Source organism: Marinomonas algae, assembly GCF_047525555.1.
Lineage (GTDB): Bacteria > Pseudomonadota > Gammaproteobacteria > Pseudomonadales > Marinomonadaceae > Marinomonas.
The window spans coordinates 227,486-244,079 of the sequence record NZ_JBLIXK010000001.1; the positions used below are offsets into that span (position 1 = coordinate 227,486).

Below are 16,594 nucleotides of genomic sequence, written 5' to 3' on the forward strand. Positions count from 1 at the left end.
TACACTCTCTATGGCTTAATTAATAGGCATTAGAAATCTGCATCTATTTCCTATGATTAAGTTGTTCTTAAATGTGACCTGTTAGCCAGGGCTGCGTGTGGCCCTGGCTTTTTTCAACAATATCACTTGCCCTTTCCACTTTTCGTTTCTTCAGCAACAAAATCGAGTAAATCTGGATACAAGCTTAAAAAAGGTTCTTCGGCTTGTTGAATTACATCAGGTAATTCGTCAAGAAAATCTTGCAAGTAATGTCCGTGCTGCCATCTTCTCATAATAGAGCAAATGGCTTTTTCTACCCCTTCATGCGTTCCCAAACTAGACAACCAATTATGCTGCTCTAATGAGCTAATCATATTGAACAAGCGATCAGGGCTACGTTCTTTGTCTTTGGACAACTCCACTACTGCTTGATCGCAAAAACGCCCCAAAGGCACAGTACTAAAACGATCCCAATATTGAATTAACCAGTAATCCATTGCTATGTCTTGAACAATACCTGCGAATCGACGTCGCCCTTTTCTAGGCATAGAGCGAAACGCCAAACTCGATTCATGCTGGTCAACCATCACATCCACTTGCTGATGCAAACGCCACCCCATAAGTAAATCTTCATCTAACGATGAAGGCTCAACAGGAAAATCACCTAGCAAATTCCCTAACCAAGAAGTGTCTGTTTCAGCCGCAATATGCAAATGCGCAAAATAATTCATAACTGCTTATCTATATGGTTCGAATAGATTCAATAGAACATAAATCTCGACGTAATATGTCTAAATCAACCTATCTTGCTGTCTTTTTACTTAATTTTTTGTAAAAATGTTTTCGTCTAAGTGGTCAGTATGAATATCAAAAGAGATTTTGCGCAAAAACAGCAGCGCCCATTCTTTTTAATTAAAGACCGCTCCATTATCAAGAGCTAAGAATACAAGGCCGATACACATGAATATAAAAGCTATTATAGTCTGCTGTTTGGCTTCCATCATATGGAATAGTGCTTTTGCAACCACATTACGTATGGCCTTTGATGCAGACCCAGTTTCATTAGATCCACATGAACACCTTTCAGAAGGTACTTTACAGTTTTCCCATTGGGTGTTTGATCCTTTATTAAGATGGAATAGACAAGGTGAATTAGAAGCCAGATTGGCAACCAAATGGCAACGTCTCGACTCTCGTACCATTCGTTTCTTCTTACGTGAAAATGTCCACTTTCATTCAGGCAATCCCTTCACTGCAGAGGACGTGGCTTATACTATTAGTCGTTTAAAAAAATCACCTGACTTTCGAGCTATGTACGATTCGATTGAGTCAACCAACATCATTGATACCCATACAATCGATGTACACACGACCACTTCTAATCCCTTGTTGCTTAATATCATGACTTACGTCTTTCCAATTGATAAGGCGTTTTACCAAGGGCGAGACGAAATTATTAAACACGGCAATTCCTTCGCCTCTGAGCATGTCTCCGGTACTGGCCCTTTTATTCTAGTCGATCGAAAATTAGGAAATCGAATGGAGCTAATGCGTGATCCAAATTATTGGGACACGGAATCGAAAGGCAATGTTGATCAAGTAATTTTAACGCCGATTCGTGCCGATTCGACTAGGCTTTCTGCGCTTTTTTCTGGCGATGTAGATTTTATCCTCCCAATTTCTCCCATTGATATTGCCCGCACTGAAAGAACCCCCGGAATTCAAGTGGTCACCATTCCAAGTACGCGGACCATCTTGCTACACATGAACCAAGATCGACGCTCAGAGTTCAAAGACATCCGAATAAGACAAGCCATTAACCTGGCCATTAATCAAAAACTCATCGTAGAAAAAATATTAAAAGGACATGGCACGCCCGCTGGACAACTCACTCCCGACAGCTTCATCGGTCATCTAAAAGGCGTAGAACCAAACTACGATTTATCAAAAGCCCTTCAATTAATGAAAGAAGCGGGCTACGAGCAGGGTTTTCGTATCAGTATGATGGCGCCCAACAACCGCTATTTAAACGATGAAAAAGTGGCTCAAGCCATTTCCGCAATGCTCGCTAGAATCAACATCATAGTGGATTTAAAAACTTTACCTAAAGCTCAATACTTTAGAGAGTTTGATAATCGAAGCGCAGATATTATGATGCTTGGCTGGCAATCAGATACCATGGACGCTAACAATCCATTTGAGTTTATTATTGCCTGCTCGGATGTTAATTCAGGGCTAGGCGTCTATAATGCTAGCGGTTATTGCAACCCTAGTATTGATCAAAAAATCCAACAAGCAAATCGTGAAATGGCTCCAGAGAAACGTAAACAATTATTGCAAGAAATCGAGCAGACACTGTATGACGACTCGCCTATTGTTCCTCTATATTGGCAGCCTCTTACTTGGGCCGCAAAAAACAAAGTTAAAATCCAAGATATCATTAACGATATGAACCACCCTTATTTGGGAGATTTAGTCATTGAAGACGAATAGAAGCAAAGAGTGCTTTAATAAACCTATCACAAACAACATGACTCCAATATTAAATGGGAACACTGTCATCTAATGCTGATTTTTTTACTCCGTCGATTAATGCAGGCCTGCTTTGTGATGATCTGCATCAGTGTGATCAGCTTTGCCGTACAAGACAGACTAGGTGACCCTGTTCAACAAATGGTTGGCCTGACTGTTTCACAAGATGAACGAAATCAGTTACGTGAAGAGCTTGGCCTCAATGATAGCTTTTTAAGTCAATACTTTCGCTTTGCAAAAGGCGCAATACAAGGCGATTTGGGTACATCGTATTATTATAAACAACCAACACTGGAAGTGATTTTTCAAAAAGTCCCTGCCACATTGGAGCTGGCTTTTTGTGCCATTATATTAGTTATATTAGTGGCAACGCCCTGTGGTGTTTTAGCAGCAATCAAACCCAAGCACCCAGTATCCAGGCTACTTATGATCATCAGTTCTATCGGGCTCTCAGTACCTATTTTCATTGTGGCTATATTTATGGTGTATTTTTTCTCCATTGAATGGAGTTTAGCGCCCAGTTTTGGTCGAGGGCAAACCATAGAAGTATTTGCTATTTGGGATAGCGGGCTGTTCACAAAAGACGGTTTGCATCATTTATTGCTTCCTAGTTTATCACTCGCCATCGCATTAATGCCCATATTCATTCGTTTGATTCGAGCAGAAATGATGGAAGTTTTACAATCTGAATACATTCGATTTGCTTGGTCAAAAGGTCTTTCTGCTCCGCGAATTTATTTTATTCATGCGCTTAAGAACACCATGTTGCCAGTGATCACCGTCGGCGGAATACAAGCAGGAACGCTGGTTGCCTATACCATTTTGACAGAAACTATTTTCCAATGGCCCGGTATGGGCTTTCTCTTTATGGATGCTGTAAGCCGGGTTGATACTCCACTTATTTCCGCCTATTTAATGGTTGTCGGTGCCATGTTTGTTATTACTAATACATTGGTGGATGTGATCTACGGTTTAGTAAACCCAACCGTACGTTTAGCGAGTCATGGATCATGAGAGAAATCAAAAAAGACCTTATCCATCACCCTATTTCAGGCAGTCGCTTGAGCCATATGTGGTCTGGTTTTATCGGTGATAAACTAGCGGTACTTGCCCTGCTTATTTTTATTTTCTACTGTTTAGTGTCTTTTCTCGCTCCTTTATTAGCGCCATTCGACATTAATAGCCTCACATTTATAGATCTGACAAATTCAGAAATTGCACCAAGCTGGATTAGTCACGACTACCGCTTTCTATTAGGCACAGACGCACAAGGGAGAGATTTACTGTCCGTCATTTTGTACGGTACACGACTTTCATTGACTATCGGTTTATGTGCCGTAGCAATACAAGCCACTTTAGGTATATGTATTGGATTAATAGCGGGATATTTAGGTGGACGTATCGATAATTTCTTAATGCGTTGTGCCGACATTCAGCTGTCTTTTTCAAACATGATGGTCGCTATTGTATTCTTAGCAATCTTCCAATCCATCTTTGGTATTGCCATGTACCAACAGCTTGCTATGGTCATCCTCATTTTGGTAATTGGATTAAGCGAATGGCCTCTTTTTGCTCGTACTGTCCGAGCTTCAGTATTGGCAGAGAAGCAGCAAGAATACGTGGATGCAGCCAGAGTCATGGGCATCAGCTCTAAACGTATTATGTTCCGTCATATTTTACCCAATACTTTGTCACCTATTCTGGTGATTTTTACTGTTCAAATTGCTAACGCAATTGTCGCTGAAGCGGCGTTATCTTTTCTTGGCTTAGGCATGCCTGTTACAGAGCCTTCACTTGGCTCACTCATTTCTGATGGTTTCACCTACATGTTCTCTGGTTCATGGTGGATCTGTGTTATTCCAAGCGCCACACTGATTATCTTAATTTTGGCAATGAATATGCTCGGAGATTGGCTTCGTGATCACCTAAACCCAAAGGTGTATAAAGATTAATATGAATCTACTTAGCGTTAGCCATTTACACGTCAGCTTCCAAGTAAAAAAGCGAGAACTCGCGGCTTTAATTGACGTCAGTTTCACTCTGAATCGAGGAGAACGTATTGCTATTGTAGGTGAATCTGGAGCTGGTAAATCTATATTAGGTTTCTCTATTGTAAATCTCATCAGTAAGCCTGGTTTTATCAAGTCAGGCTCTGTGAAATTGGAAAAAAAAGAAATCACCAAAATGAATTTACGCCAGTTACAAGAAGTCCGTGGCAAGCGCATCGCAATGATATTTCAAGACCCAATGATGACATTAAACCCTGTCATCACTATTGGCGATCAACTAGTAGAAACCATTCGTAGTCATACGAAAATCACCTACAAAGATGCCCGAAACATTGCCATCAAAAAGCTCCAGCATGTCCAAATTTCATCGCCAGAAAAACGCTTTGACCAGTACCCACATGAGTTGTCTGGCGGCATGAGACAAAGGGTTATCATCGCGTCTGTTCTTCTACTCAACCCAGATATCATCATTGCCGATGAGCCAACCACAGCATTGGATGTCACCATTCAAGCAGAAATACTCCAGCTATTATTGGATATTTGCCATAATAATGGCGTGGCTTTGATATTAATCAGCCATGATCTCGGCGTAGTTTCTAAAGTAGCTGAACGAACGCTGGTTATGTATGCAGGGCGGATTGTTGAAGAAGGGCCTACGTTAGAAATCATTAACGACCCCCAACACCCTTATACGCAAGGTTTATTGAATGCTTTGCCACAAATGACGTTACCAGGGCAACGCTTGAACCAAATTCAAGGCAGCATGCCTTCATTAACAGAGCGCCCAACGGGCTGTGCTTTTCACCCAAGATGCCCTTATGCCACAGAGAAATGCCAACAAGAGCAACCAAACTTTATTCACAGCGGCGTTTCTAGCGTATCCTGCTTTCTTGTAGAAGATATGGTGAATGAGTTTTCTGCTCAGGATTTGGAGGTTAATGAATGAACCAACCTTTAATCCAAATCAGCAACCTCGAAAAAGCATTCGCTAGCAACGACAGTTGGCTCAAACAATGGCGTTTTCAAAATGGTAAATTTAGATACCTCAAAGACAATATACATGCCTTGAATGGCGTCAACCTGACTATCTATCAAGGTGAAACTTTGTGTATCGTGGGTGAAACTGGTTGCGGTAAATCTACTCTCGCCCGAACTATTATGGGCCTGACAACACCCACTTCAGGTGAAATTCATTATCTTGATCAACGCATTGATCACTTAAACAATAAACAACGCATGCTTTTCCGCCGACGCATGCAAATGGTGTTTCAGAATCCTTATGCGTCATTAAATCCAAGAATGACAATTTATCAGACACTAAACGAGCCTATTGCATTTCATAACCCTCAGTTCACAAGAACTGAAATCGATGAAAAAATTGATGCTCTCTTAGAGTCAGTTGGTATCTCAGCATCAAGCTCAGATCGCTACCCTCATGAATTTTCAGGAGGACAACGCCAACGTATTAGTCTTGCTCGTGCCCTATCAGTGGAGCCTGATTTCATTGTTGCTGATGAGCCTTTGTCTGCATTAGATGTATCTGTTCAAGCTCAGGTGTTAAATCTAATGATGGACAAGCAGGAAGAACATAACCTCAGCTATCTTTTTATCACCCATGATCTTGCTGTTGTGGAGCATTTCGCGACCCGCGTTGCGGTTATGTATTTGGGGCGAATATGTGAATTAGCGTCAACAAATGACTTATTTAGCCGCCCTAAGCACCCTTATACTCGAGCGCTTTTATCCGCCATTCCACGCTTAGATAGCAACGCGACACAACCCATTAAATTAATTGGTGAAGTCCCAACGCCAATTGAAAAGCCTATTGGATGTGTATTCCAAGCCCGCTGTCCTTATGCGAACCAACGTTGCTATGAAGAGTCTCCAAACATGCTCCTTCAGAGTGATTCTAGCAGTGTCGCCTGCCATGCTGTTGAGGAGGAGAGAATATGATTCAGTTGTTTTCTCTTGTTTGCCGTAAGGAGGTCACATGGAAATAAGGTGGCTTGAGGATTTTATTGCACTCGCAAAAACACGTCATTTTTCTCGTGCAGCTGACGAGCAGAACGTAACGCAGCCAACATTTAGTCGACGTATTAAATTACTCGAAGAAGAAATGCGCGTTATTCTAATTGACCGAAACACTCTGCCTTTGTCACTAACACCAGCAGGCGAAGTCTTTTTGCAAAGTGCCGAGCTCATCACTCGACAAATCAGAGACACGAAAGAACGTTGTCAGGAAATTAAAAAACAAGAAGAGTCTCAAGTACGCTTTGTGACCACACAAACTCTCTTCTTGAGTTTTTATAAAGAAGTGATTGAGCCATTTTGCCAGTCTATAGAAATGGATTTAGACATCAATATGAAGTCAAGTTCATGGTTAGGTATCGACTTCATTAACTCATTAATGGATCAGCAATGCGATATCATGCTGTGTTATTGGCACCCTGCTATCAATTTTATTCGCGCTCTTGATGACGAACAATATGAGCACATTGTTATAGCACAGGAAACGCTTATCCCATGCAGCGCGACAGATGATTCCGGGGAGCCCAAGTTCCCCCTACCAGGCACAAAACGCAAGCCTCTTCCTTATATTGGCTATTATGAAAACTCATTTTTACAGCCTGTTATCCATCACCACATACAAAGACAAAGAGACATACCGCAACTACAAACTTTGTCTGAGAATTATCATTCAGTCAGCATAAAAGCCATGGTGAAAGAAGGTTATGGCATTGGCTGGATTCCACAACGCCTTATGTCGGATACTTTAAATTATGGAAAGATTGCCATTGCAGGAGAAGAGAATTGGCATATCCCGCTAGAGATTCGTTTGTATCGATCCAAGCTAAACCATAACCCAAATCTCACCCAATTCTGGGAAGCATTAAAAGAAAAAGTACGGAATAATAATTCATTGTAAGTCTTTAGTATTCCGTCACTTAGTGACGGAAAGAAGCTCTTAGACTAAAGGGAATCCTGTTGATTCAAAGCAAGTATCATAGGGTCTGTGCCCATTGAGTTAGCACCTAATGCTTTACTAAAGAAGTAACCTTGGCCAATGTCACAGCCAAACTCTTGCAGCATGATTAGTTGGTCGATATTTGTAATGCCTTCTGCAATCACTTTTAAATTCAAGTTATGGCTTAAAACAATGATCGCATGCGTTAACGCCGCGTGATTATGGTCTTCAATAATGTCCCGAATAAAGACTTGATCGATCTTGATATAGTCGAAAGGAAGATCTTTTAAGTAACTCAAACTTGAATAGCCAGTACCAAAATCATCAATCGCTAACTTGATTCCTAAGCGGCTAATTTGTCGTAGTAATTCAGCACAGCCTTCGGCATCTTCAATCAAAATAGATTCTGTTACTTCAATTTCTAATAAGCCCGGATCTACTTTATATCTGTCTAATAAGTCCAATAATTTAGGTAGGAAATCGACTCTTTTCAGCTGAGCCGCAGAACAGTTAATTGCAATTGGCGGTACACAAATACCCTGCTCTTGCCACTCAACAATATGTCTGAGTGCTTGTTCAATAACCCATTCACCTAAAGGAAGGATAATACCGGTTTGCTCAGCTAGAGGGATAAACTCAGCTGGGGATACAGCACCTAACTCTTCATCATTCCAACGCAATAGTGCTTCCATTCCGACGCAGCGCTCAGTCACGATGTCTACTTTGGGCTGAAAGTGCAATTCAATTTCTTCGTTTGCTAAGGCATGTCTCAAGCGAGATTCAATTCGTACGTTGCGAACTAGCTTTTTACCCATTTCTCCATCATAAAAATGATAGGTTGCTCGCCCAGAATTCTTCGCTTGATACACTGCCATATCAGCATTTTTTATCAAGGTAACGGCATCGGCACCAAAGTCTGGAGCCAACGCCACACCTATCGAACAACCTATATTCAAAGTACGGCTGTCAACAAAATAGCTTTGACTAATTTGTAATATAACCTCTTTAACCAGCTCTTTGAGTTTCACTGTATCTTGAGCATCATCTTCGGTGACAATAGCAAGAAAAGCGTCTCCTCCTAAATAGCCAATAATCGCTTCATTTGGCAGAGAAGCCGTCAAGCGTTGTGCCACTTTTGCCAACAACTTATCGCCCACTTCATGACCAAAGGCGTCATTTATCGTTTTAAAATGATCTAAATCTAATACAAGAGTCGCTAACCATTTATCCTCTTTCTGACAGTCAGCCATTAACTCATCAAGAACTTGTTGCACTCGATAACGACTCAACAGCCCTGTCAGTTCATCAACCTCAAGTCGCTGAGTGGCCGCTGCCAAGGCTGAATGGTAGATGAGAGAGAGTTTTCGAGTATAAAAAGCCAGAATGCACGCAAGCACCATAAAGAAAACAAAGGGGCTGATAACATATCCCCATGAAACATTAGGTCTCGCATCAGCGGAATAAAGTGTGTCAATTCGCCACTGACGACCGGCAAAAGAAAGATAGTCCGTATTGTACTCGTCATCATTCCAAGTAGTTTCTGCGACATTTGCCGAACTCGAGAACCAAACTGGATCTCCTTTTGATGTCACATCAGCAATACGATAAAGCAAATCTTGGCTATTTAACGCACCGGAACTGTTAAGAAGCGTGCCTACTCTGAAGTACACACCAACTATGCCATGAAAGCCTGATGGATCAGTCATTTTCCCTGCACGTAACCCGACAGGCAAATATACTGGCAGCCTTATTACCAAAGTGTCAGAGAATGCGCTTTCAGCCCAACCAGGGAAAGACACAATCATGGGTTCAGACAAGGTATAAGTAAGAGAGCTTCGTGACGCTTTTACCGCCCCCAGATATTTATGTAGAGGAGACAAAATATCTGAGCCGTAAGAAAGCTTATCCGGATAGCCTAATGCGATTGGCAAATACTCCTTACGATCGCCTTCTGGGTGAATCGTAAAGTCATTTCCTAATATGTTTTTTTGCGAGCTCTCGTATTCGGTTCGTTTGTTATTCGGGACATATTGAGCAAAATAAAAACCTATGCTGGAAGGGGCTGATAGGCCTTGAGTAAAATGAGCAAAATGCTCTGGCGTGATTTGTTCTCGAGTAGATTGCATTAAAGAAGCAATAGCGGAAGCATAAGATGAATACTTTTGTAGCTCATCATCTAGCTGACGAGTAAAGGCCATGCTAGAAAACTTTTCATCTCTTTCTATGTGATTTGCAGACTCGAAATAGATACCAAGGCTGCTGAATACGCCACACAAAAGTACAATAAGAAAAATCATATAATGGGCTTTTTTGCTTTTTACGCAATTTTTTAAAGTAATCATTATTGACTCATTATTATTAAATAAAATACTTGGGTGACTGTTTCATTCCCTTAACAACTACTTTACCTAAAAAGTTCTCCTCCAACACGGTGTAAATGGTGAAGAAAAGTATTTACTGTGTATTTCTGTTATCCTTCGCCCATCAACTCTTATTCTAGACAGGCATTTTGTGACCGAATTTAACCATACTTTAACCAAACTCCTCCCAACCAAACTGACTGCTTTACTATCAGACATGGGATTCACTTCTTTCACGCCTGTTCAGGAACAAAGCTTACCGCCTATTATTGATGGCAAAGACATTCTTGCTCAAGCTCAAACAGGCAGCGGTAAAACCCTTGCTTTTGCCATTGGCTTATTACTGAAAATAAATCCGCGCTTTTTCGGTGTACAAGCTTTGGTAATGTGCCCGACTCGTGAACTTGCAGACCAAGTTTCAAAAGAAATCCGCAAGGTGGCGCGCTTTCAAGACAATATCAAAGTATTGAGTTTGTGTGGCGGTATGCCATTTGGTCCACAAATTGGCTCCTTGGAACACGGTGCGCACATTGTTGTTGGCACACCAGGACGTTTGATGGAACACCTTCGCAAAGGTACTTTGCGATTAAATGCACTAAACACCTTAGTACTAGATGAAGCAGATCGCATGTTAGACATGGGGTTTGTCGACAGCATTCGTGAAGTGGTTGAGTTAACACCAAGTAATCGCCAAACCTTGTTATTCTCTGCTACCTACGGGGACGACATTGAAGCTATCAGTGCAGAATTCCAAAACAATCCGATTAGCATCAAGGTTGAAGCTGACGAAGATTTAAAACCCAACATAGAACAATTTTTTGTTCGCAGTGAAAACAAAGATAAGTGCGAAACCTTATTAGCGACGCTACAACATTTTGAACCACGCCAAGCGATTGTTTTCTCTAACACAAAAGCCGAATGCCAAGCGGTCGCAGACTGGCTGGTTGACCACAAAGTTGCCGCGCAAGCCATTCATGGCGATCTTGAACAAAGAGACCGTGACCAAGTATTGGTTCGTTTCAGTAACCAAAGTAGCTGTGTTCTAGTGGCAACCGATGTTGCCGCTCGCGGTATCGACGTGAAAGAAGTGGATCTTGTGGTGAACTACGACACAACACGCGACACAGACGTTCATACTCACCGCATTGGTCGAACCGGTCGTGCGGGCGCAGCCGGTATTGCCGTTAACTTGGTCACATCAAAAGACGATTACAAAGTTCGTGACATTGAAGAGCGCTTTTCCACTACAGCAAACTTTATTGAACTTGAACAAGCAGACGCTCACTATCGTTTGATTCCACAGAAAACCACCATTTCATTTGATGCGGGTCGTAAAAATAAACTACGTCCCGGTGATATTCTTGGCGCGCTCACAGCTGGCATAGGTTTAGATAAAAACCAAGTAGGTAAAATTGATATTTTCGATTTCCGCGCTTATGTTTCTGTCGATAATGATGTTGCTAAAAAAGTCGTTAAAGAATTGGAAAACAAGAAAATCAAAGGCCGTAATATTCGCGCGCGTATTTTACGCTAAACGGCTTTATGGTCATAGATAAAGCATTACTCCTCCGTTTCTATCGATTGTTCAGCTCTCCGGCAGTGCAAACTGCCGGTTTTGTTCTTGGTGGGCTTATCATCAGTTTGGCAACACTTTTACCTGCGGAGAACCTCCCACCTGCTCCGGGCTCAGACAAGCTTCATCACATTATTGGCTTTGGTGGTTGGGCGATCATGTGTGCTTTCGGCTCAATAAAGCGTTTCACTTATATGGCGTTGTTTATCATCTTTTGGGGTGGCGCGATTGAACTGATACAACCAAGTGTTAACCGTTACGGTGAATGGTTTGATTTCTATGCCGATGCCTTAGGCGTTGCCATTGTCTTTGTTATTAGATTTATTCTGACTCGATTTCCTTCATTGAAGTAGCTTTCGCTTACCCATCAAACAATAGAAAAATAGAAATTTCGTACACTTTGCTTTCTGTCATAATGAAAGCATTGAAAAGAACTGATAAAGTATAACCACTCGGTCAAATTTCTATTTTACAAAACATCAAAGAGAGACATCATGAGCCAACTAAAAGCCTGGCGCGCCGCCATTGTTCATTGCATCGCAGACCCAAAAGACGTCGGCATCCAAGCGGCTTATGAGTATTTCGAAGACGGTTTATTGGTTGTCAGTGGAGATAAAATCCACGCCCTTGGGGATGCCAACACCTTATTAGCCGATTTACCAAACGACCTTGTGGTTGAACATTATCCAGACGCCATCATCACACCGGGGTTTATTGATACTCACATTCATTATCCTCAAACCGATATGATCGGTTCTTACGGCGAACAATTACTCACTTGGCTGAACACTTATACTTTCCCTGAGGAAAGTAAATTCAGCGACAAAGCCCATGCTCGAGATGTGGCAGACCGTTTTCTAAAAGAGCTACTTCGCAACGGCACAACCACCGCACTGGTTTTCGGCACAGTTCATAAAGTTTCTGTAGACGCCTTCTTTGAAGCCAGTGAAGTGCATAACCTTCGCATGATTTGTGGCAAAGTCATGATGGATCGCAACGCGCCAGATTACTTAACGGACACGCCAGAAAGCAGCTACCAAGAAAGCAAGGAGCTCATCGATACTTGGCACAACAAGGGTCGTTTGCACTACGCCATTACACCGCGTTTCGCGCCCACCAGCTCAGACGAACAACTGCAGCTTGCTGGTAAATTACTAAGCGAATACGACGACGTTTACCTTCACACGCACCTTTCTGAAAACAAAGACGAATGCGCTTGGGTACAAGAGCTGTTTCCTGACAGCAAAAACTACCTAGACGTTTATGATCAGCACAAGCTTTTAAGCGAACGCTCAGTATTTGCTCATGGCATTCACCTTTGTGACAGCGAATACCACAGACTGCACGAAACAGGCTCAGCCATTTCTTTCTGCCCAACATCCAACTTATTCATTGGCAGCGGATTGTTTAAGCTAAACAAAGCAGAAGAACATAAGGTTAACGTAGGGTTAGGCACAGACGTAGGCGGCGGAACCAGCTTCTCCTTGTTGCAAACCATGAATGAAGCTTACAAGGTAATTCAATTACAAAACGAAAACCTCAGCCCAATTAAATCCCTTTACCTTGCCACATTAGGTGGCGCGAAAGCCCTTCGCTTAGAAGATAAAATTGGTAACCTTGCGGTGGGAACAGAAGCGGATTTTCTTATTTTAGACACCAAAGGCACACCATTATTGGAATCGCGTTTGGCACTTTCGAAAGGCATTGAAGAGTCTTTGTTTGTCCTCATGACCATTGGCGATGACAGAGCCATACAAGCGACCTACTCTGCAGGACAATGCGTACATAAACGCTGAGGTCAAAACACAACAACATGTGAAGACGTTGTCTTCACATGTTGTTGAATAATTTATACTTTAAATTGCTGTATGCTTTGATTTAATTCATCAATACTGGTCGCCATACTACTATTCGCTTCAGAACACTTCTGTGTACCTTTTGTCGTATTGACCGAGATTTCTTGGATGTTATCAACACTCTTATGGATATCTTTTGCCACTTGAGACTGCTCTTCGACAGCAGCAGCAATTTGTATATTCAGGTCAGAAATACTATTCACCGCCTCAAAGGCCTCATTAAATATGCTAACAGTTTCATTACTGTATTTTAAACATTCTTCCGTTTTTTGATTACCTGCTAACATGCTAGCAACGGCATCTTTTGCACCTAATTGTAATTTTTCAATTAAGGTTTGAATACTCACAGTAGCCTCTTGAGTACGCTGAGCCAAAGTACGGACTTCATCCGCCACAACGGCAAAACCTCGACCTGTTTCACCTGCACGAGCCGCTTCAATCGCTGCATTCAAAGCCAATAAATTGGTTTGCTCAGCAATACCCTGAATCGCTTCTAAAACCGTACCTATATTCTCTGTTTCTTCTGCTAGGGCCTCTAAATCATTTGAAGTTTTAGACACCTCAGCGGCCATTTCATTAATAATTTTTTGTGTTGTTGCAGCACTATCTTTACCTTCTTCAACACTATGCTTCACTTTTTCAGCAAGATTTGATGCTTTCGCTGTACTTTGTGATATTTCATCTGTTGCGAGACTCATTTCTGTCACAGCATGAGTAACCATTTCTGTTTCATGACCTTGCTCTTGTATGTTCTTCTCATTTTGGTTCATTAGGTCAACAGAGATCTTAGAGAGCTCTTGCAAAGCGACACTAGACGACCCAATTTGTAACATGGTTACCGCCAGTTTTTCGACAAATCTATCAAAAGACCGAGAAACCGAAGCGATTTCATCTTTACCCGTTTTATTTAGACGAACAGTAAGATCACCATTTCCATTAGACACTTCCTCTAATTGAACTTTTAATTCATTAATGGGTTTCGTAATAGTTCGCCCAATCACAACACCTAACAAAATGGAAACAATCACAGAAATCACTAAACCCACTGAAATCATATAAATCGCGTTAAGTTCGTATTCTTCAGCATGCTTCGCCGATGTGGCTGTAAACTCTTGAATTTGATGTAAAGCATTTAATAATTCATGATCAAATTCTGTCTGGTGTTTTTCAAGCAAATGAATTTCATCAACACTCTCTAAAACTTTGCCCTTGCCTATTTTTTCCTGAATCGCCACGGTTTCACTATGCAAAGTGACATAATGTTCTTCAATGGTTTTTAAAACCTGACTAAAATCAGAAAACTTATCTGCCGTAAATTGAGTTTGTGCTGAGTTAATTGCACTCTCAACCAACTCATTTGCTTCATGCAATTCCTTTGCAATACTGACAGAAAGTGCTTTAGATCTCTCAATCTCACTTAAAACAGCTTCCTGTTTACTTTTGCCAACCAAAACCAAAGAGGCTTCAAAAGCACTTCTCTCAAATGAAATAACCTGCTGAAGTTGATGTTCAGCAACTTGAGTAAGTATATTGGTTAAAGGAACATCAATTTCTGCAATATCAACGATCTCTTTGCCGATATTTTTCGTTTGAGACAAGGTTATCCAACCCAGAGATATAACTACTATGATTTGAGCTAGCGTCAACATAGATATTTTGTGCACTATTTTAAAGTTGTTCATCATATTTCTTTCCACTCTGAGTTTTTCAGTATTTCTTAAGTAAAATAGTCTTACAAAACAAGGTATAGTTGTAGTCTTTTAGCGTACGGTAAGTGTCTCATCATGTTGTGTTTTGTAATAATACAAACACTATGCTTTGGCTCATATTCCTTTCCAGATAACTTAAACAGATTTAGATATAAACCACTTTTACGGGGTCATATTCTTGTTTCTTCATTCTTGTATTTAAAAGGCTCCAATGCATTCGCTACAGGACAAGTAACTGATTGAATGGATACATTCGATATTGTTAAGTTAGTGGGCAAGCTACACAAAAAATACGACATCCAACCAAAGAAGTCGTTAAAGAAGGCTTCACCATTTCTCTACATTTAGCTGAAGCCATTAATGAATATGGAATTAAAGGTGTAATCGTTATAAAAGGCGGACTAGTGGCTGAAGACAATCTAAAATATGTCTGTTCCTGACTCTATTTTTCTGGATGATAAAAATGCTTATGCTCTTCATCATACACATACCCTTCTTTTTTCAGTCTCGCCACAAGCTGCCCCTTATCTACCTCAAAGCTTGAGCATAACGATTCAAGCGAACCAAAGTCATTTCGTAGTTTCATATTTACGACACTCAATAAAATATTAACGTCCATTGTTTCTAAATTGTTTTTAGATAACATCTCACACCTATACATTGTTAATTATTAATGACTGTCCTGTCTATCACTTGCACTTCGTCTCTCTCACTAGAAAGACTTTAGTCACTCATTTTCTATTAATGTAATCAGCTATGGAAGCTGGCATTGCAATAGTTCGAACTCCAAAACCCACTTAGCACAATTTCGTATTGTCATTCCTTACACAATTTTTTGACTTAGCCCATTTATCTATTCGCACAATTTAAACTTATAGTTGACTCTAAAATTATCAGAAGATACATTAAACTTATAGCTGACTACAATTTTAAATGAGATGAAGCAATGAACAAACGCGCAACTAAAACAGCACAAAACAAACAAGCCATTCTCAAATGTTTATTACAAAGAATGCATAAAGAAGCATTTGAGAAAATTAAAATAAGTGACCTCTGCCTCGACACAAATATTTCTCAGGCAAGTTTTTACAACTACTTCCCACAGAAAAGTGACATTCTCGTTTATTACATTCAATTGTGGGTAGTTGATATGCACTGGCAAATTTTAACAAAACAAAAACTTGTAGGTTTAGGCGCTATCGATGCACTGTTCGATCTCACTGCGAAAATATGTGCTAATCAACCACAACTCATGGCAGAGATTCTTGTATTACAAGCCAAGGCTTCAAAAATCATCCATCTTCCACCATTAAACGAGGAAGATAAGCTAGTCGCCTACCCTAACTATCAGGGTATCGAAACGGTAATGACAGAAGACTTAACAACACTACTGTCCATCACTATCCAACAAGCCATTGAAAACCATGAACTTCCCAATAACAGTGATATAAAAACCTTAACTGTGTCTTTGGCAGCCACCTTTTTTTCCGTTCCAATCATGTTTCACAAAAATCCATTAGAGGAAATACAAGCCGCTTACAATCAACAACTCAGTCTATTTAAACATGGTGCAATCAATAAATTTTCTTCGTGATTCATATAGGGATTAAA

General features: G+C 40.8%; 14 protein-coding genes. 10 read left to right on the forward strand and 4 right to left on the reverse strand.

All coding sequences use genetic code 11. The annotated features are described in order from the left end of the window. Positions 1 to 122: 122 nt before the first annotated feature. The gene (locus ACMUMQ_RS01000; protein ID WP_414680191.1) at positions 123 to 710 is read right to left on the reverse strand and encodes an acyl carrier protein phosphodiesterase; all 588 of its coding nucleotides are present in this window, start codon (positions 708 to 710) and stop codon (positions 123 to 125) included. Between the two features lie 229 nt (positions 711 to 939). Between ACMUMQ_RS01000 and ACMUMQ_RS01005 the strand changes: the two genes are divergently transcribed. The 6 genes from ACMUMQ_RS01005 (at position 940) to ACMUMQ_RS01030 (ending at position 7,446) form a co-directional block, all read left to right on the forward strand. Beyond that, positions 940 to 2,472 (forward strand): ABC transporter substrate-binding protein, encoded by a 1,533-nt coding sequence (locus ACMUMQ_RS01005; protein ID WP_414680192.1) that lies wholly within the window; start codon positions 940 to 942, stop codon positions 2,470 to 2,472. A gap of 72 nt (positions 2,473 to 2,544) precedes the next feature. Then, on the forward strand, positions 2,545 to 3,525 hold the full coding sequence (locus ACMUMQ_RS01010; RefSeq protein WP_414680193.1) for an ABC transporter permease: 981 nt from the start codon (positions 2,545 to 2,547) through the stop codon (positions 3,523 to 3,525). Further along, on the forward strand, positions 3,522 to 4,463 hold the full coding sequence (locus ACMUMQ_RS01015) for an ABC transporter permease (protein ID WP_414680194.1): 942 nt from the start codon (positions 3,522 to 3,524) through the stop codon (positions 4,461 to 4,463). The genes ACMUMQ_RS01010 and ACMUMQ_RS01015 overlap by 4 nt, the downstream gene beginning before the upstream one ends. Position 4,464: 1 nt before the next feature. After that, on the forward strand, positions 4,465 to 5,466 hold the full coding sequence (locus tag ACMUMQ_RS01020) for an ABC transporter ATP-binding protein (RefSeq protein WP_414680195.1): 1,002 nt from the start codon (positions 4,465 to 4,467) through the stop codon (positions 5,464 to 5,466). Further along, entirely contained in the window at positions 5,463 to 6,473 is a 1,011-nt protein-coding gene (locus tag ACMUMQ_RS01025; RefSeq protein ID WP_414680196.1) for an ABC transporter ATP-binding protein, read from the forward strand. Before ACMUMQ_RS01020 ends, ACMUMQ_RS01025 begins: the two co-directional genes overlap by 4 nt. Positions 6,474 to 6,510: 37 nt before the next feature. Then, the gene (locus ACMUMQ_RS01030; RefSeq protein WP_414680197.1) at positions 6,511 to 7,446 is read left to right on the forward strand and encodes a LysR family transcriptional regulator; all 936 of its coding nucleotides are present in this window, start codon (positions 6,511 to 6,513) and stop codon (positions 7,444 to 7,446) included. A gap of 44 nt (positions 7,447 to 7,490) precedes the next feature. Here the strand turns inward: ACMUMQ_RS01030 and ACMUMQ_RS01035 are convergent, their stop codons facing one another. Beyond that, entirely contained in the window at positions 7,491 to 9,782 is a 2,292-nt protein-coding gene (locus ACMUMQ_RS01035; RefSeq protein WP_414680198.1) for a bifunctional diguanylate cyclase/phosphodiesterase, read from the reverse strand. A 214-nt stretch (positions 9,783 to 9,996) separates the two neighbouring features. Between ACMUMQ_RS01035 and dbpA the strand changes: the two genes are divergently transcribed. The 3 genes from dbpA to guaD all read left to right on the forward strand — a co-directional run bounded on the left by dbpA (position 9,997) and on the right by guaD (position 13,214). After that, complete coding sequence (gene dbpA, locus ACMUMQ_RS01040; protein ID WP_414680199.1) at positions 9,997 to 11,379, forward strand: ATP-dependent RNA helicase DbpA; 1,383 nt, start codon at positions 9,997 to 9,999, stop codon at positions 11,377 to 11,379. 8 nt (positions 11,380 to 11,387) lie between these two features. Continuing rightward, the gene (locus ACMUMQ_RS01045) at positions 11,388 to 11,771 is read left to right on the forward strand and encodes a VanZ family protein (RefSeq protein ID WP_414680200.1); all 384 of its coding nucleotides are present in this window, start codon (positions 11,388 to 11,390) and stop codon (positions 11,769 to 11,771) included. Between the two features lie 141 nt (positions 11,772 to 11,912). Then, positions 11,913 to 13,214, forward strand: coding sequence for a guanine deaminase (gene guaD, locus ACMUMQ_RS01050; RefSeq protein WP_414680201.1), 1,302 nt, complete (start codon positions 11,913 to 11,915; stop codon positions 13,212 to 13,214). Positions 13,215 to 13,267: 53 nt separating this feature from the next. Here the strand turns inward: guaD and ACMUMQ_RS01055 are convergent, their stop codons facing one another. Together ACMUMQ_RS01055 and ACMUMQ_RS01060 are read right to left on the reverse strand one after the other, a co-directional pair. Further along, the gene (locus tag ACMUMQ_RS01055) at positions 13,268 to 14,959 is read right to left on the reverse strand and encodes a methyl-accepting chemotaxis protein (protein WP_414680202.1); all 1,692 of its coding nucleotides are present in this window, start codon (positions 14,957 to 14,959) and stop codon (positions 13,268 to 13,270) included. Positions 14,960 to 15,425: 466 nt separating this feature from the next. Next, a complete protein-coding gene (locus ACMUMQ_RS01060) occupies positions 15,426 to 15,629 on the reverse strand; it encodes a DUF4250 domain-containing protein (protein WP_414680203.1) in 204 nt (67 codons plus the stop codon). Between the two features lie 300 nt (positions 15,630 to 15,929). Here ACMUMQ_RS01060 and ACMUMQ_RS01065 point away from each other — a divergent pair, with 300 nt between their 5' ends. Beyond that, positions 15,930 to 16,577, forward strand: coding sequence for a TetR/AcrR family transcriptional regulator (locus tag ACMUMQ_RS01065; protein WP_414680204.1), 648 nt, complete (start codon positions 15,930 to 15,932; stop codon positions 16,575 to 16,577). Positions 16,578 to 16,594: the final 17 nt, after the last annotated feature.

Bases quoted from the DNA above. Each gene is read 5' to 3' on its own strand.
- ACMUMQ_RS01000 (WP_414680191.1), bottom strand. From the start codon at position 710: ATGAATTATTTTGCGCATTTGCATATTGCGGCTGAAACAGACACTTCT.
- ACMUMQ_RS01005 (WP_414680192.1), top strand. From the start codon at position 940: ATGAATATAAAAGCTATTATAGTCTGCTGTTTGGCTTCCATCATATGG.
- ACMUMQ_RS01010 (WP_414680193.1), top strand. From the start codon at position 2,545: ATGCTGATTTTTTTACTCCGTCGATTAATGCAGGCCTGCTTTGTGATG.
- ACMUMQ_RS01015 (WP_414680194.1), top strand. From the start codon at position 3,522: ATGAGAGAAATCAAAAAAGACCTTATCCATCACCCTATTTCAGGCAGT.
- ACMUMQ_RS01020 (WP_414680195.1), top strand. From the start codon at position 4,465: ATGAATCTACTTAGCGTTAGCCATTTACACGTCAGCTTCCAAGTAAAA.
- ACMUMQ_RS01025 (WP_414680196.1), top strand. From the start codon at position 5,463: ATGAACCAACCTTTAATCCAAATCAGCAACCTCGAAAAAGCATTCGCT.
- ACMUMQ_RS01030 (WP_414680197.1), top strand. From the start codon at position 6,511: ATGGAAATAAGGTGGCTTGAGGATTTTATTGCACTCGCAAAAACACGT.
- ACMUMQ_RS01035 (WP_414680198.1), bottom strand. From the start codon at position 9,782: ATGATTTTTCTTATTGTACTTTTGTGTGGCGTATTCAGCAGCCTTGGT.
- ACMUMQ_RS01045 (WP_414680200.1), top strand. From the start codon at position 11,388: ATGGTCATAGATAAAGCATTACTCCTCCGTTTCTATCGATTGTTCAGC.
- guaD (WP_414680201.1), top strand. From the start codon at position 11,913: ATGAGCCAACTAAAAGCCTGGCGCGCCGCCATTGTTCATTGCATCGCA.
- ACMUMQ_RS01055 (WP_414680202.1), bottom strand. From the start codon at position 14,959: ATGATGAACAACTTTAAAATAGTGCACAAAATATCTATGTTGACGCTA.
- ACMUMQ_RS01060 (WP_414680203.1), bottom strand. From the start codon at position 15,629: ATGTTATCTAAAAACAATTTAGAAACAATGGACGTTAATATTTTATTG.
- ACMUMQ_RS01065 (WP_414680204.1), top strand. From the start codon at position 15,930: ATGAACAAACGCGCAACTAAAACAGCACAAAACAAACAAGCCATTCTC.